The organism is Bradyrhizobium sp. 930_D9_N1_4 (assembly GCF_052076015.1).
Lineage (GTDB): Bacteria > Pseudomonadota > Alphaproteobacteria > Rhizobiales > Xanthobacteraceae > Bradyrhizobium.
Genome location: NZ_CP197236.1, coordinates 4,240,197 through 4,264,020, shown reverse-complemented (window position 1 = coordinate 4,264,020; position 23,824 = coordinate 4,240,197). Strand labels below are relative to the sequence as shown.

At 65.2% G+C, this 23,824-nt stretch carries 21 protein-coding genes and 1 pseudogene; 13 read left to right on the top strand and 9 right to left on the bottom strand.

Translation table 11 applies throughout. From position 1 onward, the window contains the following. Positions 1 to 31 precede the first annotated feature (31 nt). Both AB7532_RS20060 and AB7532_RS20055 read right to left on the bottom strand, forming a co-directional pair. On the bottom strand, positions 32 to 820 hold the full coding sequence (locus AB7532_RS20060; RefSeq protein WP_441236479.1) for a DUF1365 domain-containing protein: 789 nt from the start codon (positions 818 to 820) through the stop codon (positions 32 to 34). Then, entirely contained in the window at positions 817 to 2,160 is a 1,344-nt protein-coding gene (locus tag AB7532_RS20055) for an NAD(P)/FAD-dependent oxidoreductase (RefSeq protein ID WP_441239320.1), read from the bottom strand. The genes AB7532_RS20060 and AB7532_RS20055 overlap by 4 nt, the downstream gene beginning before the upstream one ends. A gap of 131 nt (positions 2,161 to 2,291) precedes the next feature. Between AB7532_RS20055 and AB7532_RS20050 the strand changes: the two genes are divergently transcribed. From AB7532_RS20050 to AB7532_RS20035, 4 genes and pseudogenes are all read left to right on the top strand, one after another. Beyond that, positions 2,292 to 2,960, top strand: coding sequence for a sigma-70 family RNA polymerase sigma factor (locus AB7532_RS20050; RefSeq protein ID WP_441236478.1), 669 nt, complete (start codon positions 2,292 to 2,294; stop codon positions 2,958 to 2,960). Then, on the top strand, positions 2,957 to 3,592 hold the full coding sequence (locus AB7532_RS20045; protein WP_441236477.1) for a ChrR family anti-sigma-E factor: 636 nt from the start codon (positions 2,957 to 2,959) through the stop codon (positions 3,590 to 3,592). The genes AB7532_RS20050 and AB7532_RS20045 overlap by 4 nt, the downstream gene beginning before the upstream one ends. A gap of 4 nt (positions 3,593 to 3,596) precedes the next feature. Then, complete coding sequence (locus tag AB7532_RS20040; RefSeq protein WP_441236476.1) at positions 3,597 to 4,403, top strand: DUF1295 domain-containing protein; 807 nt, start codon at positions 3,597 to 3,599, stop codon at positions 4,401 to 4,403. Between the two features lie 51 nt (positions 4,404 to 4,454). After that, a pseudogene (locus AB7532_RS20035) lies at positions 4,455 to 4,670 on the top strand (SAM-dependent methyltransferase); the annotation flags it as partial. A gap of 4 nt (positions 4,671 to 4,674) precedes the next feature. Here AB7532_RS20035 and AB7532_RS20030 read toward each other — a convergent pair. After that, the gene (locus AB7532_RS20030; RefSeq protein WP_441236475.1) at positions 4,675 to 5,079 is read right to left on the bottom strand and encodes a DUF2177 family protein; all 405 of its coding nucleotides are present in this window, start codon (positions 5,077 to 5,079) and stop codon (positions 4,675 to 4,677) included. A gap of 207 nt (positions 5,080 to 5,286) precedes the next feature. Between AB7532_RS20030 and AB7532_RS20025 the strand changes: the two genes are divergently transcribed. After that, the gene (locus AB7532_RS20025) at positions 5,287 to 6,105 is read left to right on the top strand and encodes a transglutaminase-like domain-containing protein (protein ID WP_441236474.1); all 819 of its coding nucleotides are present in this window, start codon (positions 5,287 to 5,289) and stop codon (positions 6,103 to 6,105) included. Positions 6,106 to 6,214: 109 nt separating this feature from the next. Here the strand turns inward: AB7532_RS20025 and AB7532_RS20020 are convergent, their stop codons facing one another. The 3 genes from AB7532_RS20020 to pdxR form a co-directional block, all read right to left on the bottom strand. Next, entirely contained in the window at positions 6,215 to 6,463 is a 249-nt protein-coding gene (locus AB7532_RS20020) for a DUF6894 family protein (RefSeq protein ID WP_441236473.1), read from the bottom strand. A gap of 229 nt (positions 6,464 to 6,692) precedes the next feature. Continuing rightward, positions 6,693 to 7,952: a hypothetical protein gene (locus AB7532_RS20015; protein ID WP_441236472.1), complete on the bottom strand. Its 1,260-nt coding sequence runs from the start codon at positions 7,950 to 7,952 to the stop codon at positions 6,693 to 6,695. Between the two features lie 112 nt (positions 7,953 to 8,064). Further along, positions 8,065 to 9,471 carry a MocR-like pyridoxine biosynthesis transcription factor PdxR gene (gene pdxR / locus AB7532_RS20010; protein ID WP_441236471.1) on the bottom strand — a complete coding sequence of 469 codons (1,407 nt, stop codon included), beginning with the start codon at positions 9,469 to 9,471 and terminating at the stop codon, positions 8,065 to 8,067. A 122-nt stretch (positions 9,472 to 9,593) separates the two neighbouring features. Here pdxR and AB7532_RS20005 point away from each other — a divergent pair, with 122 nt between their 5' ends. Both AB7532_RS20005 and AB7532_RS20000 read left to right on the top strand, forming a co-directional pair. Continuing rightward, entirely contained in the window at positions 9,594 to 10,055 is a 462-nt protein-coding gene (locus AB7532_RS20005) for a carboxymuconolactone decarboxylase family protein (RefSeq protein ID WP_441236470.1), read from the top strand. 46 nt (positions 10,056 to 10,101) lie between these two features. Next, positions 10,102 to 10,740 carry an HD domain-containing protein gene (locus tag AB7532_RS20000; protein ID WP_441236469.1) on the top strand — a complete coding sequence of 213 codons (639 nt, stop codon included), beginning with the start codon at positions 10,102 to 10,104 and terminating at the stop codon, positions 10,738 to 10,740. Between the two features lie 4 nt (positions 10,741 to 10,744). On the opposite strand, the gene AB7532_RS19995 is transcribed toward AB7532_RS20000, so the two are convergent. From AB7532_RS19995 to AB7532_RS19985, 3 genes are all read right to left on the bottom strand, one after another. Beyond that, positions 10,745 to 12,061 carry an MFS transporter gene (locus AB7532_RS19995; RefSeq protein WP_441236468.1) on the bottom strand — a complete coding sequence of 439 codons (1,317 nt, stop codon included), beginning with the start codon at positions 12,059 to 12,061 and terminating at the stop codon, positions 10,745 to 10,747. A 155-nt stretch (positions 12,062 to 12,216) separates the two neighbouring features. After that, a complete protein-coding gene (locus tag AB7532_RS19990) occupies positions 12,217 to 12,465 on the bottom strand; it encodes a DUF3551 domain-containing protein (RefSeq protein WP_441236467.1) in 249 nt (82 codons plus the stop codon). 1 nt (position 12,466) lies between these two features. Next, positions 12,467 to 12,787: a DUF3551 domain-containing protein gene (locus tag AB7532_RS19985; RefSeq protein WP_441236466.1), complete on the bottom strand. Its 321-nt coding sequence runs from the start codon at positions 12,785 to 12,787 to the stop codon at positions 12,467 to 12,469. Between the two features lie 253 nt (positions 12,788 to 13,040). Here AB7532_RS19985 and AB7532_RS19980 point away from each other — a divergent pair, with 253 nt between their 5' ends. The 6 genes from AB7532_RS19980 (at position 13,041) to tsf (ending at position 23,774) form a co-directional block, all read left to right on the top strand. Next, a complete protein-coding gene (locus tag AB7532_RS19980) occupies positions 13,041 to 13,763 on the top strand; it encodes an outer membrane protein (RefSeq protein WP_441236465.1) in 723 nt (240 codons plus the stop codon). Between the two features lie 502 nt (positions 13,764 to 14,265). Next, the gene (gene dnaE, locus AB7532_RS19975) at positions 14,266 to 17,769 is read left to right on the top strand and encodes a DNA polymerase III subunit alpha (RefSeq protein ID WP_441236464.1); all 3,504 of its coding nucleotides are present in this window, start codon (positions 14,266 to 14,268) and stop codon (positions 17,767 to 17,769) included. Positions 17,770 to 18,096: 327 nt separating this feature from the next. Continuing rightward, positions 18,097 to 18,867, top strand: coding sequence for a carbonic anhydrase (locus AB7532_RS19970; RefSeq protein WP_441236463.1), 771 nt, complete (start codon positions 18,097 to 18,099; stop codon positions 18,865 to 18,867). 206 nt (positions 18,868 to 19,073) lie between these two features. Then, positions 19,074 to 21,518: a caspase family protein gene (locus tag AB7532_RS19965; protein WP_441236462.1), complete on the top strand. Its 2,445-nt coding sequence runs from the start codon at positions 19,074 to 19,076 to the stop codon at positions 21,516 to 21,518. A 210-nt stretch (positions 21,519 to 21,728) separates the two neighbouring features. Then, positions 21,729 to 22,718: a 30S ribosomal protein S2 gene (locus tag AB7532_RS19960; RefSeq protein ID WP_441236461.1), complete on the top strand. Its 990-nt coding sequence runs from the start codon at positions 21,729 to 21,731 to the stop codon at positions 22,716 to 22,718. A gap of 132 nt (positions 22,719 to 22,850) precedes the next feature. Then, positions 22,851 to 23,774 carry a translation elongation factor Ts gene (gene tsf, locus AB7532_RS19955; protein WP_441236460.1) on the top strand — a complete coding sequence of 308 codons (924 nt, stop codon included), beginning with the start codon at positions 22,851 to 22,853 and terminating at the stop codon, positions 23,772 to 23,774. Positions 23,775 to 23,824 lie beyond the last annotated feature (50 nt).

Below are 23,824 nucleotides of genomic sequence, written 5' to 3'. Positions count from 1 at the left end.
ACATCGGGGGATATCAGGGATGAACCGGACCTCAAGACCGTAGTCCCCGATGATTGGCCACCTCTGCCGTGGCTTGCGCGGCCTGCTTGCGCGCATGAAAGCGAAAGCCCTTCAGCACCATCCGCAACGCTTGCCAATGGATGCCCGCAATGACTTTCAACGTCAGCAACGGGTGGCTGGCAAAAGTCTCGATCAGCGCTCGATCAGTCAGTTCGCGGCGCGTTCCCGACAGTGATGCCGTGATGACGGTTTGATCGTTCTCCTTGCCGTGGATGGACACCTCGACCTGCGCGGCCGGAGGCCGGACGCGAAAATCATACGCCATGTCCATTCCGAGAAACGGCGAGACGTAGAATTCCTTGGGGCAGTGCTGCTCGATGATCTCTGCGGCGGCTTCCCGCACCGGCATCACGTAGCTGTGACGCTCGCCAAAGGTGTTGTGGACCTCGTAGATGATCGCCTCGAGCGCGCCGTCAGGCCCGGCGCAGAAATAGACGCTCAGCGGATTGAAGCCGTAGCCGAGGATGCGCGGCATGCAGAGCAACTTGATCGTGAGCTGCTCTGTCCGGCATCCGGCGCGTCGCAGCAGGGCCTGAGCCTGAGCCGCAAGCGGAACGTCGCTGCCGTCGCCATGGTCGGCGTCGACAAAGCCGGTGAGATTGAACCGGTTGCGGGAAAAGAACCTGAGACGTTTCGAGAGATTGTCGATGTCGCTCAGATCGAGCAACATCCAGAACACCCGGTAGCGCAGTTGATGCGTCCGGGGCGCGAAGCGGCGGTGGACCACCTGACCAGTGTAGAGACACGACGTTGGGATCATGCGGCAAGTCGTCCGGTCTGATGACGGGCTGCATGGTCGATATAGATGCGGCCGGACTCGTTTTCCACTCGCCATGGCCGCCTGACATCGCCGAGCGTCTCGGCGACGGCGAGCCCTGATTGCAGGCCGTCTTCATGGAAACCGGCGCCGAAATAGGAACCGCAGAACCATGTCCGATCCTGGCCTTGCAGGGACCATAGACGGCGCTGCGCGCTCATGGCCGCGGCGTCGAAGATGGGGTGGTCGTAAAATTCCTCGTGCAGAACCTGTTTCGGTTCGGCCGAGGGATTGAGCGTCACGAACAAGTTCTGCGATGTCGGCAGTTGCTGAAGGGCATTCATCCAGTAAGTCACAGTCGGACTGTTGGTCGTGCCTCTGCCTCCGATGTAGTTCCAGCTCGCCCATGCCGCCTTGCGCTGGGGCATCAGCACGGGGTCGCTATGGAGGACGGCGCGATTTTGGCTGTAGCGGAATGCACCGAGCACGCTTCGCTCATGTGCGGTGGGCTCATCCAGCAGCGCAAGCGCCTGGTCGGCATGCGTCGCGATCACCACCTCGTCGAATTGGTCGGTGTGGCCGCCGCGGTCCCTGACGTCGACGCCGTCGCGATGGCGCCGGATTGCCGCGACACCGCGGGCGAGGTGGACGCGGTCCCTGAAACGATGCGTGAGCGCGTCGACATAATTGCGGCTGCCACCGACGACGGTCCGCCATTGCGGCCGGTTGCGCAGGCGCAGCAGCCCATGATTGTCGTGAAAGCGAATGAACGAGGCTGCCGGATATTGCAGCATCAGGCTGGGCGAAGCCGACCAGATCGCTGCGGCCATCGGCAACAGGTGGTCGCTGCGAAAGACCTCGCCGTATTGGCCGGCGTCAAGATATTGCTCCAGCGAGGAGAAATCGTCGAGCGACGACAGGTCCCGCGGCGCCTCGCGATAGAACCGCCAGAGATCGCCAAGCATCGACCAGAAACGCGGGCGGAAGACGTTGCTGCGTTGAGCGAACAGCCCGTTCAGGCTGGTTCCTGAATATTCCAGCGCGGCGTCCTCGAGAGAGACCGCGAACGACATCTCGGAGGGGTGCGTGGGCACGCCGAGATGGGCGAACAGCGCCGTGAGATTGGGATAGGTTTTCTCGTTGTAGACGATGAAGCCGGTATCGACCGGGACAGCGCCATCGGGGGTGCTGACCTCGACGGTGTTGGAATGGCCACCGAGCCGGCCGTCTTGTTCGTAGACGGTCACGTCATGGCGCTGGCTCAGGAGCCAAGCTGCAGACATTCCGGATATGCCGGTTCCAATGACCGCAATCCGCTTTCGTGGTCCGTTCTCGCCCTGCATCAGCCCCCGTCCTCGTGGCTCTGTCCGTTGACCGCAGATTTTGCGTTCCAGGACAGATACGGACGAGAAACGGTTTTGGATCACGCGCCGCTCGCGGTGATCCAAAGCGGAGCCGGGAGCGTATCGGGTGTATGCAAACCATCGGCACAGCAGCTAGGCTAGGGTACGGCAGGCGTCGGCCGGGACCAGGGGAGAGACGGCGACGATGGGACGGTCGGCCGGAAGCCATCATGCGTCACGAGGCTGAGTCCATTACGCCGCAACAAGCCGCCAGCCTGGTTCGTGCCATCGCGACGCGCCGGGATCGCGAGGCGTTCAAGGACCTCTTCAATTTCTACGCGCCGCGCATCAAATCCGTGCTGATGAGGGGTGGTGCCGCGGGCGAGATCGCCGAGGATCTGGCGCAGGAGACCCTTATCGCCGTCTGGCGCAAGGCCGACAGCTATGATCCCCGGAGGGCGACGGTGTCCGCCTGGATCTTCACCATCGCCCGCAACCTTCGCATCGACCGTTTCCGCAGGGATCAGCGCACGCAGCTTCATCACGTGTACGAGCTGATGCTTCCGGCCGAGGCCGATCCGCCCGATGTGCCGTTCGAGGCCGTGGAACGCGAAAGCCGGGTGCGGGCGGCGCTGGCGGGATTGCCGGAGGAGCAGGTTCGCGTGGTGGAGCTGTCGTTTTTTGAAGGCATCGCCCATGGCGATATCGCGAGCAAGCTCGGCATTCCGCTCGGCACGGTGAAATCCCGGCTGCGGCTGGCCATGGCGCGCCTGCGCGACTTCCTTGGTGAGAATTCATGACGACGATCACACATCACCCCGATGAGGAAGCGTTGGCCGCCTTCGCGGCGGGTACGCTTGACGAGCCGCGCAGCGTCGTGGTGGCCGCCCATGTCGCCCTGTGCCCCCGGTGCCGGGCGGCGGTCGCAGCGGTCGAGCAGTTCGGTGGCGCATTGGTCGAGCGAGCCGTGCCGGCCAGCCCGCGCGCCGGCGCGCTGGACGAGGCTCTTGCGCGGCTGGACGAGGCCGCACCGCCCACGCCCGTCATCCGCGAGGCGGCTCCGGATTGTCCTGACGTGCTAGCGCCCTACGAGGTCGGACGCTGGCGATGGATCGGCCCCGGCGTGCACTGGAGAAAGGTCGAGGTTCCCGAGAGTGAGGGAACGCGTGTCTTCATGTTGAAAGCCGCGCCGGGATCCTCGCTGCCGCACCACGGCCATTCCGGGGTCGAATGGACCTGCGTGCTCCAGGGCGCGTTCCGCCACGATCTCGGACGTTACGGCCCCGGCGATTTCGACGCCGCCGACAGTACCGTCGATCACACGCCGTTTGTCGAAGAGGGCGATGTCTGCATCTGCCTGGTGGCCATGCAGGGCGACCTTGAGCTGCGCGGCTGGCTCGGAAAGCTGCTGCAACCCTTCGTTCGGTTGTGACGCAATGACGGCTTCGACATTCATTCTCGGCCTCGCATGCCTTTCGGCGGGACTCTCCGTCATCATGGCCGCCGCCTGGCTGGTCTGGCGCGCCTCGGGGAATTCGGGGTGGGTCGATACGATCTGGACATTCGGGCTTGGCTGCGTCGGCTTCATTGGCGCGGTGACGACAGGGACAATGGACTTTCACAGCGGCATCGTTGCGGCGATGGCCGCGGTCTGGTCGCTTCGGCTGGGGCTGCACATTGCGCGCCGCACCCGCGGCATCACCGACGATCCGCGCTATGCCAGGCTCGTTCAGGACTGGGGACCGGACGCGTCACGCCAGATGTTCTTGCTGTTGCAGAAGCAGGCGCTCGTCAGCATTCCGCTGGCCCTTTCGATGTGGCTCGCAGCGTATGGTTCGGCACCGCCGGCGCAAAGCGCGATCGCCATGCTGATTTTTGCCGTGGCCGTGATCGGCGAGGCGGCCGCCGACGAACAGCTCCGGCGGTTTCGGCATGATCCGGTCAACAAGGGCAAGATCTGCGACGTCGGGCTGTGGCGGTTGTCGCGTCATCCCAACTACTTCTTCGAATGGCTCGGCTGGCTCGCTTATCCCGTGCTGGCCATCGATCTCTCGGGGAACGATCTCTGGGGCATCTTCGCGCTTCTTGCGCCGCTCTGCATGTACTGGCTGCTCGTTTATGTCTCAGGCATTCCGCCGCTGGAAGAACACATGCTGGCCCATCGCGGCGAGGCATTTCGCAGATATCAGATGACCACGAACGCATTCTTTCCGGGGCCGCCGAAGACATTCGCGGGAGGCTAGTTTGACACTTGCCGAAACCGCGATCCGGCTTGGTGAAGCGCTCCCCTCGGGCATTGCGAGACGACGGCGCGGGACTGGCTGGCCAACTATGACCGCAATCGAACCGAGATCTTCGAGGTGCTGAAGCAGGTCTACGGCAAGGACGCGCGTCTTTGGCAGCGGCGATGGCGCTTGTTCCTTCTCGCCACGATCGGCCTGTTCGGTCACGCCCGCGGACAAGAATGGGGCGTCAGCCATTATCGGCTGTCGCCGTCACGTCCAGCTTGATCCCTCAGGCGTTCGACACCGCGCGGACGACCAGGAAGCTGACGAAGGCCGCGAAAGCCGAGGCCGCCGCGCCGTAGGCGATGTCGAGCACCGTGATCTGGAGCGTCCAGTTGCGCAGCGTTGCGAAATTGGTCAGATCGTAGGTGGCGTAGGCGATCGCTCCGAACAGGGCGGCCGATCCGATTACATTGACGGCGGAACCGGATCTCAGTCCGGGCAGCACGGCGAAGACGAGCAATCCCACGGGATAGATTGCATAGAACGCGAGCGCGGGTGCCACACGGAGATCGGTCAGCAGGATGTCCCCGAGCGTCGGGCGATAGAGCGCAGGGCCCATGAAGCGAAGCCAAACGAGGTCAACGGCGCCAAAGGCGATCAGCGCGGTGATATAGCCAGTCACATAGGCCATCGAGCTCTCCGGAAATGATGTCATACCGTATACGCGCGCGACGGGCCGGTGGATCACTGCAAGCCCGCGGGTCTCGCGTTCCGATTTGCTGAACACGAAGCTGACATGCTGGACGTGTGTCGTGCGGGCAATGCTCTTGTCAATTGAGCGGATGGGGGTAGAGTCGGAAATCGCCTGTACTGCACCAGCCTGGCGTTGGAGTAATCCGTGACGGAACGCGCAACGCCCGACGACTACGCCGGCCAGAGCGTGTTCACCGATCCCGGCGCTTACGCTGCTTCGATCAGCAGCCTGCCGCCGGATATTCCGGCCGTGTGCCGCGCGCTGCACGGATTGCTGATCCACGAAGCATGGATCGAGCGGCAGGGGCTGGACCCCGCCGCCTTCTCCGGCCAAAGCCGCGCGACGTTGCCAGTGGCGCAGCGCCTGCAGCAGCTTCTGACGATCGACCTGCGGCCACTGACCGTCGCGAGGCTGGGCACGTCGAGGGCATTGGCGACGTGCCGTGATTTTTCAATGATGTTGTGCGCCGTCCTGCGGCATCGCGGTGTGCCCGCCCGCATCCGCTGCGGTTTCGCCAGATATTTCAGCGGAAATCCCTACGACGATCATTGGGTGTGCGAATATTGGGCCGGAGACGAGCAGCGCTGGGTTCTGGTCGATGCCGAGCTCGACGAGCTGCATCGCCGCCTGCTCAAGTTCGACTTCGACCCGGTCGACGTGCCGCGTACCGCGTTCATCACCGGTATCGAGGCGTGGACGCTCTGCCGAAGCGGAACGATCGATCCCGCGCAACTCGGTCACGGTCCGACGACCGGGCTGTTCTTTGCGCGCGTCAATCTGGCGCGCGACCTGCTTGCTCTCGCAGGGATCGAGACCTCGGCATGGGACAGCTGGCGCGAGGCCGACGAGTCGCATCGCTCTTTGGATGACGCGGCGCTGTCACTGCGTGACGGGATGGCGCAGCGTGGCGAGGCGGGCGCCTTCGCGAACACGCCGTCGTTGCGCGTTCCGCCCTGGCGGTAGACTCCTTCCAGAATATGTTAATGCCGTGCTCAAATTCGCTGAAATCGACAGGAGTCGAGCAGAGGATGACGGCGGCAAATCTTCGATCCAGGTCGGCGAGCGACATTGATCAATGCTTCAGCGTCTCGACCTCGAAGGTGAACTTCACCTGCATCACGGGACCAGTGGGGTCTCGGACTTCAATAGCCATGTAGTGCCTGTCATTCACGGAAGCGGTAGGGTGGACGGCATCCAGGACCATTTCGGCCAACGACCGCGCAGCCTCGAGCTGTGCCGCGCGAAGGTCGCGAAGCTCCAGGCCCTCCTCGTCGAGGGCCAACTCGTCTTCGTCGCGAAGATCGAAATAATAGCGTGTCATCTCGCGGACCTCCAATTTCGGTTGTTGCCGGCGGTTTCCTCTCCCTGTTTTGCGCGTTGCACTGTCGGCCAAGCGACGCCCGCGCCGCTCATGCATTAACATAAGCTAATCCGCGGTCACTCGTTCCTCTGCAGGAAATCGGTCAGCCGGCGTCATGGAGCCGGAGATAGCCGGGCGAATACAGCGCGGCGTTCTTGAGCGCTTCGAGATCGGGGATCGTCAATCGGACTCACGGCGCGGGGGCGGCGGGAGGCTTTGCGCTGGCGCTTGGCGGCGGAATGGCCGGCCACGGACTCTTCGGCTTGGGCGCCACCGCTGCGCATGCCGTCGCAAGCTGTGCCCGCGCCGATGCCAGGCCCGTCAGGTCGACGTCGAATGTCGTGACCTCCGTCTTGTCCTCCGGCATGGTCGTGGTCTGGCGCACATGCAAGGCGCGGGATGCCATGACGGCCTTGACCATGTCAGGGTCGAGGCTGCTGGTCCACATCTCGTACTTTTCGGTCCGAACCGATGAGCCTCCGGCCCCCTTGCCCGTGTCGGCATCTGCCGTCACCTGAACAGTGCTCTTGCCGGTGGTGGTGCCGTCGATCTCGGCTGCGAACATCAGCGGCACGCGCGTTCTGGTTTCACAGAACATGCGCCACTCCATCATCCGGAACGAGGCATCGTTCTCCTTCTTCATCATCGCGATCTTGCTGACCGCCGGCCGCGCGCCTGTGTCCAGCCGCCACATCGTCTCGGCAAACAATCGCGTATCGATGCCGAAACGATAGAGCTCGGCGCGCGTCAGCATGTGCAAATTTTCGAACTTCACGGTCCGGATCAGATCGTTGAGCTCGCGGCTGATCCCCATCGTCGCAATGTACGCGATGCGGTCGCGGTCGCCGGCTGCCATCCGGCGCTGCCTGAGTTCGGCAATCAAGCCCGGCGGCGGCTCGCCGCGAATGTTGAGGATGAGCCTGGAATTATGGACCGCCAGCGCGGCGTCGGGGGCGACCTCGCGCGATGTCGCTCCGAGAAACAGGTAGCCGCAGGCCGAGTTGCACATCGCGTGATAGGTGGTGAGCTCGGCCTCGACCTCGCCGCCCGCGGCCTTCGTCTTGAGGCAGGCGGCGTCCACCTGCGTGCCGGCGGCGCAGGCTGTCACGGTGGTCCGGCCGACCCGCGCCACCGCCTTGCGGCTGCGCAGCAGCCGCCCGATCACGTAGGACTGCTCCACGTTGCCGCCGGGCGAATGAAGGTAGATCGGGCGCTGCGTGTCCTTGACGTCGGCGAGGAAGCGGCGAATCCGCTGACCGGCGTCCGCATCGAGCTGGCCCTCGATGGCGATCCAGCGGTCGCAGCCCGGCCCGCATGCGTCCGGTGCGCCCTTGGCGAGATAGATCGTCAGCTTCGCGGCAAATCCAGCTTTCTCGGCTGGCGTCTCCGCGGCGTGCAATGCGTCCGGAAGCAACAACGCGGCCACAAGAAGCAGGATACGGGCAAGCATGAAATGAAGGGCCGCGCACGGAGGACGATGAGCGCCGACGTTACATGATGATCGACGCGGGTACAACGTCAGGTGGCCATGGAGCGTTTTGCGCACCGTCCGGCACGAACCCTCACAAGTGGCGGCTGATGATCTGAAAGAGCCTCCCGCAGGACACCTCGATCTTCCTTTGTGGCGATGTGGCGATGCCGAGCAACAGACCAGGCCGCGCCGAGGCTTTCGACGCATACCAGAGCGATAGCGGCGTGGGCGCCAGTCCGAACGATGCCGCTTCCCTGGCGATGGCGAGATCAGGTGCGCCGTCCGGCAATCGCAGCACTGCGGCGAGGCCCGCAAGCGTGACATTCGTCGTGCGCGCGTGAAGCTGTTTAAACAAGGCATCGCCTTGTGCCGCGTAGACGCGCTTGGTGCGTCGGAGATGCCGCAGGTAATGACCGTCGCGCATGAAATCGGCGATGGCGAGTTGCACCGCAGGTCCCGGCGCCGGCGCGAGGCAGGCGGCAGCCTCGGCAAATCGCGACGCCAGCGCCGCCGGTGCAACGACAAAGCCGAGCCGCAGGGTAGGGGTCACGGTCTTGCTGAAAGAGCCGATGTGGATGACGCGGCCGGCGCGATCGAGCGAGGCGAGCGCCGGCGTGGCCCGGCCCTTGAGCTGAAGCTCGCTGAGATAATCATCCTCGATCACCCAGGCCCTGCTGTGCGCAGCCCAGTCGAGCAGGCGCGAGCGTCTTGCCAGCGACAATGTCGATCCGAGCGGCGCCTGCTGGCCGGGCGTCACGACGGCAAGCGCCGCGTCGGGCGCATGTTTCAGGGCGTAATCGACATCGATACCGTCAGCGTCAACCGGGATCGGCGCGATCGACAATCTTGCAAGCGCGAGACCGTGCCGGGTGAACGGAAAGCCCGGATTTTCGACCCAGACCTTCTTCTGCTCGAGGCTGAGGGCGCGGAGTGCCAGGCCGAGGCCGCCGCTGAAGCCGCTGGTGATGATGATCTGGGACGGGGCGCATTCAATCCCGCGCGCCAGTGCAAGGTAGGCCGCGATCTCGCGCCGCAAGGCCGGCTCGCCACGCGGGTCCGGATAAATCGCCGGCGCGCTCGCCTCGACGCGAACCGCCCGCGTACGCATTTTTGCGAGCAGTTTGGCCGGAAAGGTGTCTTGCGCAGGCACGCCCATCTGGAAGATCGCGGGGCCCGCCGTGAGCTCCTGGTACATCTCCATGAACGAGCCGGGGGCCGGAGCTTTCTCCCGCCGCACCGGGAAGGACAGCCGGTCCGCGATATGCGTTCCGGTCGCACGGGCCGCGACGATCAGTTGGGCGGATGAGAGTTTTGCGTAAGCCGAGCGCACGGTGCCGCGTGCGACGCCGAGTTGGGCGGCCAGATCCTGCCAGGAGGGCAGGCGCGCGCCCGGGGCGAGGACGCCGCGTTCGATGGCGGCTTTGATCCCTCTGTGGATCTGCTCGGCCAGCGGCGTCCTGGAAGAACGATCGAGCTTCAGCCGCAGCGCTTTGGTCATGCTCCGTAGTACACGATTTTCGTGCGTTCTTGGTACTTTTAGGTGGACCAGGACGATAGCATTTAAGGGGGCACAGGGAGCGCTTCGCTTCCCTCGGCAACAGCAAGCATCAGGAGAAGCAGATGAGTGAACGCCTCAATTACAACCACGTCGCACCGGGAGGCGCGAAGGCCTTGGGTGGTGTCTACGGCTACGTCACGCAGAGCGGACTTCCCACGACGCTCGTCAACCTCGCCTATCTGCGCGTCTCGCAGATCAACAACTGCGCCTACTGCCTCGACATGCACACGCGCGATTTGCTCAAGAACGGGGTGAAGATCGAGAAGCTCGCGCTGCTCCAGGCGTGGGCCGAGGCCGGCGATCTCTTCGACGCGCGCGAACGCGCCGCCCTCGAATGGGCGGAGACGGTGACCCGCGTGGCCGAAACCAACGTGCCCGATGAAGCCTATCAAGCCGCCCGCGCCGTCTTCAGCGAGCGCGAGCTGGTCGATCTCACCATCGCCATCAGCTTGATGAATGCGTACAATCGCATGTCGATCAGCTTCCGAAACACGCCGCAGGCAGCCCTCGAAAAAGCAGCCTGACGGACGGCAAACGGCATTGGCCGACATGCAAGGCAGGAGCCCGAAAATGAGCAGCGTGATTTCCGGCGTCAAGATTCCCGACAGCAAGCTGGCGCGCGAGGCCGCCGAACTCGTGCGCAGTTACGAAGACGAGATGCTGTTCAACCATTCGGTTCGCGTCTACGCGTTCGGCGCGATCAAGGGGCTGCGCCAGAAGCTGAAATTCGATTCCGAGTTGCTCTATGTCGCGGCGCTGTTTCACGACCTCGGTCTGGTCGATCACTACCACACCGAGACAAAGCGATTTGAGGTCGACGGCGCCGACGCTGCCCGCGACTTTCTCCGGGCACGCGGCATCGCCGAGCCGCAGGCCGATCTGGTCTGGGAGGCGATCGCGCTCCACACCACACCCGGCATTCCCGAATATATGAGACCGGAAATCGCGCTCACGCGGGCAGGCGTTGTGGTGGACGTCGGGGGCGTTGGATATGACGAGTACACGCCGGAGCAGCGCGATCAGGTGATCGCTGCGTTCCCGCGCGGCGATTTCAAGAACGCGTTCTTGAAGGTGCAGACGTGCTCAGCGCTGAAGAAGCCGCAGACGACGTTCGGGACCGTCAATTTCGACTATATCCAGGATCACGATCCCGGCTTCCACAAGCCGAACGTGTGTGCGCGCGTCCGTAACTCGCCCTGGCAAAGCTGAGCTGTCAGGCCACCGGATCCGTGGCAGGGTTGGAACGGCTATGATCCGGCGCCAACGGCGGCGCCGGTCTTGCGGGCGCGCTCCTGAACGAAGCAGCGTCGCCGTTTGAAGCGGCCGCGACCGTTGCAGACTTCGAGTCGCGCCAGGCGACGGTCCAGATCAGGAAGCCCAGCAGCGCCAGCGCTGCGCCGACGGGACCGGTCGAGGTCCAGCCCAGCCCCTCGCGAATGGCAATGCCGCCCAGGAACGGGCCGAGGGCATTTGCGGTGTTGAAGGCCGAATGGTTCAGCGCGGCGGCGAGCAGCTGTGCATCGCCGGCGACGTCCATCAGCCGGGTCTGGAGGATGGCGCCGAGCGAGACGCTGGCGCCAATGGCGAAGACGTCGATCGCCAATAGCCAGGGATTGCCGGCGGCAAGCGGGAACAGCAGCAGCGCGACCGCGGCAAACAGCAGGATGACGCCCGCCGTCGGCATCAGTGCGCGGTCGGCAAAGCGCGGCACGAACAGATTGCCGAGCGTGGCGCCGACGCCGAACACGGCCAGGAAGAACGGAATGATTGCGGGGCTGACTTTGGTGACCTCGATCAGCGTCGACGCCAGATAAGTGTAGACAGCGAACATGCCGCCGAAGCCGATGGCGCCGATTGCGAGCGTGATCCAGACGCGGCCGCTGCGGAGCGCCGCGAGCTCGCGCAGCGGATCCGACCGGCCGGCCTGGTCGCGCGGTGCAAACAGCGCGCACAGCAGCAGCGTGAGCAGCGCCAGCACCGACACGAGGCCGAAGCTCGCGCGCCAGCCGACCGCCTGGCCGATCACATTGGCCAGAGGCACGCCGATGATCGTCGCGACCGTCAAGCCGAGCATCACCTGGCCAACGGCCTGCGAACGGCGATCGAGTGGAACCAGGGAAGCCGCGACCAAGGCGGCGATGCCGAAATAGGCGCCGTGGGGCAAGCCGGAGAGAAAGCGGGCTGCGATCATCCAGCCAAAGCCGGGCGCAAGCGCGGTGAGCGCATTGCCGAGCGCGAACACCAGCATCAGCGCCAGCAATTGCGTGCGCCGCGCGAACCGCGCGCCAAGCACGGCGATCAGCGGCGCGCCCAGCACCACGCCGAGCGCGTAGGCGCTGATCGCGTGCCCTGCGGTCGGCTCGTCGATCTTCAGGTCGGCGGCGAAAAACGGCAGCAGGCTCATCGACGCGAATTCGGTGGTTCCGATCGCAAAGCCGCCCATCGCGAGCGAGATCAGGACGATGGCGAGGCGAGGGGGCGCGGAAGCCGCGGTCGCGCGGGGCGAGGTCGCTTGAGGCGAGGGCGTCATGTGTCCTGCATTGGTGGCGTCAACGGGAACCAGCCCAGCGAACGTCGCCATCCCTGCAAGATTTGTCTGTCGTACTTAAACCCGCATCAGCTCGCGTCAACAGCGGAGCCGCGATACGGAGCGGGCTGCATATCAGCATCCCGCATGCGCCAACCCTAGTCGATGCGCCTCGACCGGCGAGGGGCCTTCTTCTTCTGCGCGAAATAGGGATTCGCGACACAGCTCGCCGAACGTCCGACCGCAAGATATCTGCACTGCTCAAGCGAGCCGTAGCGGCAGTCGAAATAGCCGACGGGGCCGTAGATCTGCATGCAGACGGGATAGCCGGGATCGTAGGTCTGCGCGTGTGCAGACCCGCTCGCGAAGAGCAGGACGCTCACGAGTATGAGAGCTGCGCGGCGCATCTCAGCGCGGCACGTAATAGCCGGGTGAATAACCGGGCGCCTGCGCGCCCGGACGATTCGGATAGGCATAGGGATCATCGCTCTGGCCCGCGAAATACGGGTTGGCGATGCAGGTGAGCGCGCGGCCCGACGAGCTCGCCTGACACTGCGCATAAGTGTCGAAGGTGCAATTGCTCAGCCCCGGCCATTCATCGCCGGTGAGGCAGAACGCATGACGCGTACCGAACGCGCGTGCAGGGGAACTCGGACTCAGCGCGAGGGCGAATGTGGCGATTGCGAGCGAAAATGTGGCGACAATGGGAAGCGAAATTTGTCTGCGCATCTCTTTCTCCAATCACGCAATCGTGCGTGCGACGATGTGTTCGCACGAATGCAACATATGTTGTGTAGTCGACATTGGAACTCGTGAAAACACTTGTTTCAAAGGGTTTCCTGCGCGCTCTGCTAAACATCCATTAACGCAGCGCTGGCCTTTGGCTCTGACTGTTGCGTCGAGGTTACAGCAATCTCGTCGATCACTGTTATGACGACGTCACGGCCCGGGGGCCTAACGACGAAACTGGAACGGGAATCAAATGAACAAGAATTTGTTGCTTGCTGCTGTGAGCCTCGTTGCGCTGAGCGCGACTGCGCCGGCGCTGGCTGCTGACCTCGCCGCGCGTCCTTACACCAAGGCGCCCGCGATGATCGCCGCCGTCTATGACTGGAGCGGCTTCTACATCGGCATCAACGGCGGTGGCGGTTCCTCGCATTCGACCTGGGATCTCGTCGGCGGTGGCCGCGAAGGTTCGCACGATGCCACGGGCGGCACGGTCGGTGGCCAGATCGGCTATCGCATGCAGTCCGGCCAGTGGGTGTTCGGCGTGGAAGGCCAGGGCAACTGGGCTGACTTCTCGGGCGACAACGCCAGCGCGCTGTTCGCGACCCGCAACCGTTCGAAGATCGATTCGTTCGGTCTGATCACCGGTCAGGTCGGTTATGCCTGGAACAACGTCCTCGTTTACGCCAAGGGCGGCGCCGCTGTGGTCGGCAGCAAGTTCGACGTCATCAGCACGGCTTCGGGCGCGGTGCTCGCTTCGAACGACCAGACCCGCTGGGGTGGCACGGTCGGTGCCGGCCTCGAGTTCGGTTTCGCGCCGAACTGGTCGGTTGGTGTCGAGTACAACCACATCTTCCTGCAGGACAAGGACGTCACGTTCGCGCTGGTGCCCTCGACCGATCGTATCCGTCAGGACGTCGACATGGGTCTCGTCCGCCTGAACTACAAGTTCGGCGGCCCCAGCATCGCCCGCTACTAAGACATAGTTGCTTCGAAAGAAGCGACCGTCGAAAGCCCCGGCCTTGCGCCGGGGCTTTTTTGTTGCGTGAATTCAGCGAGTTAACCATTATTTTCGGCGCAGGCTCACACGGCTTGACTCTAGAGAACGAAATGAGAACAATGTTCTTCATACGTTCTGGTGATGGAGCAAGCCATGTTCAGGATTTTCGTCGAAGAAGCCGCCGCACTCGCCTCGATCGCGCTGTTCGTCGGCATGGTCGCAATCTGGGCTCAGGTGATCCCGCAGCTTTAGACCTGCGGTTTTGCAAGCCGATGCTCGGGAACCCGACTCGGGGCCGCCCTGGGGAAAAGCGGGACGACGCGGCGAAGCGGCTGCTCCGCCGTGGACTCTGAGGCAGTGAGCCCCCACCATTGCGGGGCGAGTCGGCGATGGGTGGTGGATGGCGGGTACAGGATGCCCAGATCATCCCCTGGAGCCGGCGAGCGCTCCATCTCATCTCACAAGAGGCCGTCACGCGACCATGCCGAGCGCCGGATTTGTCCACCTTCACGTTCACTCGGCCTATTCGCTGCTCAAGGGCTCGATCAAGATCGCCAAGCTCGCCGAGCTGGCCAAGAAGGACCACCAGCCCGCGCTGGCGCTGACCGACACCGACAACATGTTCGGTGCGCTGGAGTTCTCCGACAAGATGGCGGGCTCCGGCATCCAGCCGATCGTCGGCTGCGAGCTCGCGATCGATTTCGGCGACCAGGATCCCAATGCGCGCAACGCGCTGCCGCCTTCGCGCGTGGTGCTGCTGGCGGGCCAGGAGCGCGGCTATCGCAGCCTGATGCGGCTGAACTCGCGCGCGTTCCTGGAGACGCCCGACACCCATGCCTGCCACATCAAGTTCGACTGGCTCGAAGGCGAGACCGAGGGCCTGATCGCGCTCACCGGTGGCCCCGACGGGCCGATCTCGCTGGCGCTTGCTGCGGGCCAGGCTGAGGTTGCGGCGTTGCGCTGCGAACGTCTGGCGAGCCTGTTCGGCGACCGCCTCTATGTGGAATTGCAGCGCCATGGCCTCGACAAGGAGCGGCGCGTCGAGAGCGGGCTGATCGACATCGCCTATGCCAAGGGTCTGCCGCTGGTTGCGACCAACGAGCCGTATTTCGCGTCGACCGACGATTACGAGGCCCATGACGCGCTGCTCTGCATCGCCGGCGGGCGGCTGATCGCCGAGACCGATCGCGTGCAGCTTACGCCCGATCACCGCTTCAAGACCCGCGCCGAGATGGCGCTGCTGTTCGCCGACATTCCGGAGGCGCTCGCCTCGACGGTCGAGATCGCCGAGCGCTGCTCGTTCCGGCCGATGACGCGCAAGCCGATCCTGCCGTTCTTCACGGTCGGCGCCGCCGCCAGCTCCGATGCCGCCTCGGTGGAGGCAGGCGAATTGAAGCGCCAGGCGGAGGAGGGGCTCGCCAACCGCCTGCGCGTGCATGGCCTGTCGCAGGGCACGACGGAAGAGGACTACAACAAGCGCCTGGCGTTCGAGCTCGACGTCATCATGCGCATGAAATATGCGGGCTACTTCCTGATCGTCGCTGACTTTATCAAATGGGCCAAGGGCCAGGGCATTCCGGTCGGGCCGGGCCGCGGCTCCGGCGCAGGCTCGCTGGTGGCGTGGGCGCTGACCATCACCGACCTCGATCCGATCAAGTTCGGTCTGCTGTTCGAGCGCTTCCTCAATCCCGAGCGCGTCTCGATGCCGGACTTCGACATCGACTTCTGCCAGGATCGCCGCGGCGAGGTGATCCAGTACGTCCAGCAACGCTACGGCCGCGACCAGGTCGCGCAGATCATCACCTTCGGTACGCTGCAGGCGCGCGGCGTGCTCCGCGACGTCGGCCGCGTGCTGCAGATGCCCTATGGCCAGGTCGACAAGCTGACAAAACTGGTGCCGCAGAATCCGGCCGCGCCCGTCACGCTGGCGGCCGCGATCGAGAGCGAACCGAAGCTCCAGGCGTTCCGCGATGAAGATCCGGTGGTGGCGCGCGCCTTCGACATCGCGCAGCGCCTCGAGGGCCTGACCCGCCACGCCTCGACCCACGCGGCCGGCATCGTGATCGGCGATCGCCCGTTGAGCGAACTCGTGCCGATGTACCGCGATCCGAAGTCGGATATGCCGGTGACCCAGTTCAACATGAAATGGGTCGAGCCCGCGGGCCTCGTGAAGTTCGACTTCCTCGGCCTGAAGACCCTGACGGTGCTCGACGTCGCCTGCAAGCTGCTCAAGCCGCGCGACATCCATGTCGATCTCGCGACGCTGCCGATCGACGACGCCGAAAGCTACCAGATGCTGGCGCGCGGCGAGGTGGTCGGCGTGTTCCAGGTTGAAAGCCAGGGCATGCGGCGCGCGCTGGTCGACATGCGTCCCGACCGTTTCGAGGACATCATCGCGCTGGTCGCGCTCTACCGACCGGGCCCGATGGCGAACATCCCCACCTATTGCTCGCGCAAGCACGGCGACGAGGAGTCCGAATATCTGCACCCCGTGCTGGAGCCGATCCTGAAGGAGACCTTCGGCGTCATCATCTACCAGGAACAGGTGATGCAGATCGCGCAGGTGATGTCGGGCTATTCGCTCGGCGACGCCGACCTGCTGCGCCGCGCCATGGGCAAGAAGATCCGCGCCGAGATGGACAAGCAGCGCGACATCTTCGTCGCGGGCGCGGTCAAGAACGGCGTGCCGAAAGGGCAGGCCGAGACCATCTTCGAATTGCTGGCGAAGTTCGCCGACTACGGCTTCAACAAGAGCCACGCGGCGGCCTATGCGCTGGTGTCCTACCACACCGCCTACATGAAGGCGCATTATCCGGTGGAGTTCATCGCGGCGTCGATGACGCTCGACCTGAACAACACGGACAAGCTCTCCGAATTCCGCGCCGAGGCGCTGCGTCTCGGCATCAAGGTCGAGCCGCCGAACATCAACCGTTCCGGTGCGACTTTCGAGGTCGGCGACAAGACGATCTATTACGCGCTCGCCGCGCTGAAGGGCGTCGGCATCCAGGCGGTCGAGCAGATCATCGAGGAGCGGACGAAGAAGGGATTGTTCACCTCGCTCGCCGACTTCGCCGCGCGGGTCAATCCGCGCGCGGTCAACAAGCGCATCATCGAGAGTCTTGCCGCCGCCGGCGCCTTCGACACGCTGGAGCCGAACCGCGCCCGCGTTTTCGCCGGTGCCGATGCGATCCTGGCCGCCTGCCAGCGCGCGCATCAGGCCGAGACCGTCGGCCAGAACGACATGTTCGGCAGCTCGGCGGATGCGCCGACCATCATGCTGCCGCAGATCGAGGCGTGGCTGCCGGCCGAAAAACTCCGCCGCGAATATGACGCGATCGGCTTCTTCCTGTCGGGACATCCGCTCGACGATTACGCCACGGTGCTGAAGCGCCTGCGCGTGCAGTCATGGGCCGAGTTCTCGCGCGCCGTGAAAACCGGGGCCACCGCGGGCAAGGTCGCGGCGACCGTGGTGTCGCGCATGGAGCGGCGCACCAAGACCGGCAACAAGATGGGCATCATGGGACTTTCCGATCCCACGGGCCATTTCGAGGCGGTGCTGTTTTCCGAAGGGCTCGCGCAATATCGCGACGTGCTGGAGCCGGGCGCCGCCGTGCTGCTGCAACTCGGTGCGGAGTTGCAGGGCGAGGACGTCCGCGCCCGCGTGCTGCACGCCGAGCCGCTCGACCACGCCGCCGCCAAGACGCAGACGGGCTTGCGCATCTTCGTGCGTGACACCAAGCCGCTGGACTCGATCGCCAAGCGTCTCGCTGGTCCCGAGGCGGCCTCGTCGAACGGTGCTGCGCCAAAGATCGGCAGCCCCGCCATCGCGCCGCGTTCGAACGGCGACGGCGAGGTCTCGCTGGTGATGATGCTCGACCTCGAGACGGAGGTGGAGATGAAGCTGCCGGGCCGCTTCAAGGTCTCGCCGCAGATCGCCGGTGCGATCAAGGCGGTGGCGGGCGTGGTGGACGTGCAGCAGATCTAGAGCACGATGGGATCCGGACGAATCGTCACCGCGCTTTGGTGCCCTGTTTGAGCATGATCTCCGCGCAAACGCGTGCCGCGTTTGTCGTGAGACAGAATTGCTGTCCTTTTTTCGTTATCGTGCTTTCGCAGCCGAGCTCGAATATGTGCAGACGGGCGCAGCTCGGTGCAGTCGCTGCGCGTGAGGTGAGCGACCGCTTCGGCCTTGCAGCATGGTCCGCGTTGCAGCAAGCATCGGTTGCATCATTTATCATTGGTGATTTCTTCACGTCGGCGCACCTATCATCGCGACGCTTCCATTCGTCCACTGTACCTGGGGAAATGTCACATGTGCGACAAGTGCTCTGACTCTCTGCATCATGACTCTCTGCATCAAGACATCACGCCGTCACGGCGGTCCGCGATGCTGTTCGGCGCTGCTGCGTTCGGCATGGCCTTCGCCGGCGGAGCTGTTGCCAACGGTGCCCTCGCAAAGGACGCCAAGCTGCCGCCGAAGCCGCAGAACGTGCTGTCGCCCGACGCATCGTTGAAGCGACTGATGGAAGGCAATGCGCGCTACGTCTCGGGCGTATCGCGCCGCCATGATTTCAAGCACGAGCGCGAGGCGCTGGCCGGCGGACAGAATCCGTTCGCCGCCGTGCTGGGCTGTGCGGATTCGCGCATCGCGCCGGAATACGCCTTCGACACCGCTCGCGGCGATCTCTTCGTCTGCCGCGTCGCCGGAAATTTTGCCGGCACCGAGACCATCGCCAGCATGGAATATGCGGTTGCCGTGCTCAACGCGCCGCTGATCCTGGTTCTCGGCCATGATGCTTGCGGCGCGGTCGATGCGACGCTGAAGGCGATCAAGGACAATACGTCGCCGCCGGGCCACATCCCTTCGTTGGTCGATGCGATTGCAACCGCTGCCAAGGCTGCGATGCAGCAAGGCGGGGACGTGCTCAACAAGGCGATCCGGCAGAACGTCGTCGACAACATCGCCAAGCTGAAGACGGCCGCACCGATCCTCAATGCAGCCGTGGAGCAGGGCAAGCTGAAGGTTGTCGGCGGCATCTACCGGCTCACGACGGGCACGGTCGATCTGATCGCCCAGAGCTGAACGGCTCGAGGGGCTCGCGTCGCCGTGCGGTCGCGAGCCTTACGAGAGCCTTGCGCGGGCCTTGCTCGGATCTGACGCAGAGGTTTGACAGGAGGCGGGGGCGCCATGCCGCCGCCTCAATCGGCGCTTTTCGTTCAAGAGCCATTCAGCCGGCCGCGCGTCTCATGTACGGTGGCAGCTCAACAACGATAGCGGGCAAGCAAGCCATGCGTGGGATCACCAAGGCCTTCCTCTGTTTTCTCTTGCCGATCCTGGTTCTTGCCACCGGCGCGCCCGACCCTGTTCGCGCGCAGCAGCAGGAAAAGCGGATCGCGCTCGTGGTCGGCAACGGCGCTTACGCCAAGTCGCCGCTGGCGACCACCGCGAACGATGCCGGCCTGATCGCGCAGACGCTGCAAGCGGCGGGGTTCGACGTCGTCGGCGCGCGCGATCTCGACGGTGATACGCTGCGCAAGAGCTTTCGCGATTTCATCCAGAAGGCACAGGCCTCCGGACCCGGCACCGTCGCGATGGTCTATCTTGCCGGCTACGGCGTGCAGCTTGCCGGCGAGAATTATTTCATCCCGGTCGATTCCAACATCACGCGTGATACCGACATTCCGACCGAGGGCCTGCGCATCGGCGACTATGCGCGCCAGCTTGCGTCCATTCCGCTCAAGGCCAACATCGTCGTGCTCGATGCGGCGCGCGCGCAGCCCTTCATCGAGGGCGGCCAGCCGATCGCGAGCGGGCTGGCGCTGGTCGAGCCGGATCCGAACATGCTGATCGCCTTCAACGCCGCGCCCGGCACGGTGGCGCCGGAGGAGCCGGGACCGTACGGCATCTATGCGCAGTCGCTGGCGGAGATGATCCGCACCGGCGGCCTGCCGCTGCCTGAAGTGTTCGATCGCGTGCGGCTTCGCGTCAACGAGGCGAGCAAGGGCGCGCAGGTGCCCTGGAACGAACAGAAGATTTCGGCGCCATTCTCGTTCTTCGAGCGCGGTCCCGATGCGCCGCCGCCGGAGACCGCACCCGACCAGGTCGCCGCGATCCGCAACAAGCCGATCCGCGATCTCGGCGTGCAGGATGCCTATGCGGCCGCGCTCGAGCGCGACACGCTGCCGGCCTATGAGGAGTTTCTCGCCGCCTATCCCGGCGATCCCTTGTCGAAGCGCGTGATGGCGATCGTGGCGGCGCGCCGTGAGGCCATCACCTGGCGGCGGACCTATCGCAACGACACGCCGGAAGCCTATTGGTCGTATCTGCGCCGCTATCCGCGCGGGCCCCACGCGGGCGATGCGCGCCGTCGCCTCGCGATCCTGACCGCGCCGGTCGAACCGCCGCCGACCTTCGCGATGATCGACTATGACGTCCCGCCACCGCCGCCGGAGGAGATCGTCTACGTCGATCGCCCCGTGCTGTATTTCAGCGATCCCGTGTTCGCCTTCGCGCCGCCACCGCCGCCGCCGGTCTATTATCTGCCGCCGCCACCGCCGGATTTCGTCGTGCTGGCGCCGCCGCTTGCCGTGGTCGGATTGTTCGTACTGCCGCAGCCGGTGTTCATACCGATTCCGGTGTTCGTCAGGGCGCCGGTCTATGTCGCGCCGCCGCCGAACAACATCATCTACCAGAACATCCACAACACCACGGTCATCAACACGGTGATCAACCGCCCGCCGATTCCAGCGGCGCTGGCTGCGGGAGCCGGGCCAGCAGGGTCCGGAGCAGGGCCCGGGCTTGGTGCGCTCGCGCCGGCCGTCGCCGGCCGCGCCAACCCGGTGGGCCCGGCCGTGCCGCAGGCAGTCATGCAGCGTGCCGCCCTGATTCAGCAGGGCAAGGCGCCGATGCCGCCGAGCGCGACGATCCAGCCGACAGCACGGCCCGGCTTGCCGCCGGCGACGCCGGCCAATGTCACGCCGACCGCGGCGCCAGCCGCTGTGCCGCCGGCAAGGTTGCCGCAGGCGAATACGCTGCCGGTTCCCGGCGCCCATGGCGGTCCGCCAACGCCGCCGGCGGGGGCAGGGCCTCTTCCCGGCGGCAGGCCTGTGCCTCCCACGGCGACCGCCCCGGGTGCGATGCCGCAACGTCCGGGAGCGCCGACCACGGCAGCTCCGGGGTCAACGCAGCCTGGTCGCCCTGGCGCGCCAACGGCTGCCGCTCCGGCGACCGTGCCCACCGTGACAAATCCGGCCGCTGCGCCAGGCCAACCGCCCAAGCCACCATTGGCGCAGACGCCGCCAAGCACGCCGCCGGGGGCCGCGGGACGGCCGGTCGCGCCGTCGCCTTCGGCCGCGCGCGAGCCTGCCAGGCCGCAGAATCTACCAACGGCCGCTCCAGCGCATGCGGCCCGGCCGTCACCGGCGGCACCGCCACCCACGCGGCCCCAGGCCGGGGCGAGGTCAACGCCTCCGCCGGTCGTCGCGCGTCCCGCGCCGCCGCCGCATGTCGCATCGCCTCCGCCGGTTCGGTCCGCTCCGCCCGTGGCGGTTGCGCGGCCGGCCCCGCCGCCGATGGCGCGGCCGGCGCCGCCACCGCCGGTCGCCCGGCCGGCACCCCCGCCGCCGCCCCGGATGGCGGTCGCCCCCCCGCCACGTCCGGCTGCACCTCCGCCGCGGCCTGCGGCGCCGGCGCCGGCCGCCAAGAAGTGCCCGCCGAACCAGCCAAGGTGCTAGGGCGGGGCCGGGTCTTCACGGACTGGGCCTCTCGCGGGCGAAACCCGCCCCCGAAAGGCCCTTATTTCCTTGCTTCTGGCCAAAATCGCGCTATACACCGCGCCATCTCACACGGAAGCATGGCTCACAAGGCCGTCCGGTGGCAGCCGGGGCGACAACGCTCCGTTTTGCTCACACGCTTCCGGAGGAACCAACCGGAGAATTAGAACGATGGCACTACCCGATTTCACTATGCGTCAGCTCCTCGAGGCCGGCGTGCACTTTGGTCACCAGTCTCACCGCTGGAATCCGAAAATGGCGCCCTTCATCTTTGGCGCCCGCAACAACATTCACATCGTCGACCTCGCACAGACCGTGCCGTTGCTGCACAACGCCTTGCAGGCGGTCAGCGACACCGTCGCCAAGGGCGGCCGCATCCTGTTCGTCGGCACCAAGCGCCAGGCGCAGGATGGCGTCGCGGACGCTGCCAAGCGCTGCGCGCAGTATTTCGTCAATTCGCGCTGGCTCGGCGGCACGCTGACCAACTGGAAGACGATCTCGGGCTCGATCAAGCGCCTGCGCCACCTCGACGACGTGCTCGCCGGCGGCGATGCTTCCTCCTACACCAAGAAGGAGCGCCTGACGCTTCAGCGCGAGCGCGACAAGCTCGACCGCTCGCTCGGTGGCATCAAGGACATGGGCGGTCTGCCCGACCTGATCTTCGTGATCGACACCAACAAGGAAGACATCGCGATCCAGGAAGCCCAGCGGCTCAACATCCCGGTCGCCGCGATCGTCGACACCAATTCGGACCCGAAGGGCATCACCTATGTGGTGCCGGGCAATGACGACGCCGGTCGCGCCATCGCCCTCTATTGCGACCTGATCGCGCGCGCCGCGATCGACGGCATTTCGCGTGCCCAGGGTGATTCGGGCGTCGACGTCGGCGCTTCGGTTCGTCCGGTCGCAGAAGAGCTGCCGGCCACGAGCGGCTTCCAGGGCCTTGCCGGTCCGCGCGGCACCTCGGACGACCTCAAGAAGCTCCCGGGCGTGTCGGGTGCGATCGAGAAGAAGTTCAACGACCTCGGCATCTTCCACTACTGGCAGCTCGCCGAGCTCGATCACGACACCGCGCACAAGATCGGCGAAGAAGTCGGTCTGCCCAGCCGCGCGGATGCCTGGGTGGCCAAGGCCAAGGCGCTGACCGCGGAAGCGGAATAGTCACAAAGAGCGATGGGCTGGCCGGATACGAGTCCGGCCACCATTTCAGTTGACGCGAATTCCTGAGATGGACCGCGGCGAGGCGATCAGGCCGCGCCGCGGCAAACCGGCAGGCAAAAAGGATTTTCAACGATGGCAACGATCACTGCTGCGATGGTCAAGGACCTGCGCGAGTCGACCGGCGCAGGCATGATGGACTGCAAGGCCGCGCTGACCGAAAACGACGGCAACATGGAAGCGGCGCAGGACTGGCTGCGCAAGAAGGGCCTGTCGAAGGCCGCCAAGAAGTCCGGCCGCGTCGCCGCGGAAGGTCTGATCGGCGCGCTCACCAAGGGTACCAAGGGCGTCGTGGTCGAAGTCAACTCCGAGACCGACTTCGTCGCGCGCAACGGCCAGTTCCAGGGCCTCGTCAAGATGGTCGCCCAGGTCGCATTCGACGCCGGCGCCGATGTCGAGAAGATCAAGGCCGCCAAGGTTGGCGACGTCACGGTCGAAGCCGCCATCAATGACGCGATCGCCACCATCGGCGAGAACATGACGCTGCGCCGCGCGGCTTCGCTCGAAGTGAGCCAGGGCGTGGTGTCGAGCTACGTCCACGGCGCCGTCGTCGAGGGCGCCGGCAAGATGGGCGTGATCGTTGCGCTGGAATCGCCCGGCAAGGCCGACGATCTCGCCGTCCTCGGCCGTCAGATCGCGATGCATATCGCGGCTGCCAACCCGCTCGCGCTCGATCCGTCCGGCCTCGATCCGGCGGTCGTCAAGCGCGAGAAGGACGTGCTCGCCGACAAATATCGCCAGCAGGGCAAGCCGGAGAACGTGATCGAGAAGATCGTCGAGTCCGGCCTCAAGACCTATTACAAGGAAGTCTGCCTGCTCGAGCAGGCCTTCATCCACGACACCGGCAAGTCGGTGGCGCAGGCGCTGAAGGAAGCCGAAGGCAAGGTCGGTGGCGCGCTGAAGATCGCGGGCTTCGTGCGCTATGCTCTCGGCGAGGGAATCGAGAAGCAGGAAAGCGACTTCGCAGCCGAGGTCGCCGCGGCCAGCGGCAAGAAGTAAGCGCCGGAACGTTCCTTCCGGCGTGCCGCCGGAAGCGGCGCCCGGACGAG

Coding starts and splice junctions, on each gene's coding strand:
- AB7532_RS19990 (WP_441236467.1), bottom strand. CDS start 12,465: ATGCGCCGCGCAGCTCTCATACTCGTGAGCGTCCTGCTCTTCGCGAGC.
- AB7532_RS20045 (WP_441236477.1), top strand. CDS start 2,957: ATGACGACGATCACACATCACCCCGATGAGGAAGCGTTGGCCGCCTTC.
- AB7532_RS19970 (WP_441236463.1), top strand. CDS start 18,097: ATGTGCGACAAGTGCTCTGACTCTCTGCATCATGACTCTCTGCATCAA.
- tsf (WP_441236460.1), top strand. CDS start 22,851: ATGGCAACGATCACTGCTGCGATGGTCAAGGACCTGCGCGAGTCGACC.
- AB7532_RS20055 (WP_441239320.1), bottom strand. CDS start 2,160: ATGCAGGGCGAGAACGGACCACGAAAGCGGATTGCGGTCATTGGAACC.
- AB7532_RS20015 (WP_441236472.1), bottom strand. CDS start 7,952: ATGCTTGCCCGTATCCTGCTTCTTGTGGCCGCGTTGTTGCTTCCGGAC.
- dnaE (WP_441236464.1), top strand. CDS start 14,266: ATGCCGAGCGCCGGATTTGTCCACCTTCACGTTCACTCGGCCTATTCG.
- AB7532_RS20060 (WP_441236479.1), bottom strand. CDS start 820: ATGATCCCAACGTCGTGTCTCTACACTGGTCAGGTGGTCCACCGCCGC.
- AB7532_RS19985 (WP_441236466.1), bottom strand. CDS start 12,787: ATGCGCAGACAAATTTCGCTTCCCATTGTCGCCACATTTTCGCTCGCA.
- AB7532_RS19960 (WP_441236461.1), top strand. CDS start 21,729: ATGGCACTACCCGATTTCACTATGCGTCAGCTCCTCGAGGCCGGCGTG.
- AB7532_RS19995 (WP_441236468.1), bottom strand. CDS start 12,061: ATGACGCCCTCGCCTCAAGCGACCTCGCCCCGCGCGACCGCGGCTTCC.
- AB7532_RS19965 (WP_441236462.1), top strand. CDS start 19,074: ATGCGTGGGATCACCAAGGCCTTCCTCTGTTTTCTCTTGCCGATCCTG.
- AB7532_RS20000 (WP_441236469.1), top strand. CDS start 10,102: ATGAGCAGCGTGATTTCCGGCGTCAAGATTCCCGACAGCAAGCTGGCG.
- pdxR (WP_441236471.1), bottom strand. CDS start 9,471: ATGACCAAAGCGCTGCGGCTGAAGCTCGATCGTTCTTCCAGGACGCCG.
- AB7532_RS20005 (WP_441236470.1), top strand. CDS start 9,594: ATGAGTGAACGCCTCAATTACAACCACGTCGCACCGGGAGGCGCGAAG.
- AB7532_RS20050 (WP_441236478.1), top strand. CDS start 2,292: ATGCAAACCATCGGCACAGCAGCTAGGCTAGGGTACGGCAGGCGTCGG.
- AB7532_RS20040 (WP_441236476.1), top strand. CDS start 3,597: ATGACGGCTTCGACATTCATTCTCGGCCTCGCATGCCTTTCGGCGGGA.
- AB7532_RS20020 (WP_441236473.1), bottom strand. CDS start 6,463: ATGACACGCTATTATTTCGATCTTCGCGACGAAGACGAGTTGGCCCTC.
- AB7532_RS20030 (WP_441236475.1), bottom strand. CDS start 5,079: ATGGCCTATGTGACTGGCTATATCACCGCGCTGATCGCCTTTGGCGCC.
- AB7532_RS19980 (WP_441236465.1), top strand. CDS start 13,041: ATGAACAAGAATTTGTTGCTTGCTGCTGTGAGCCTCGTTGCGCTGAGC.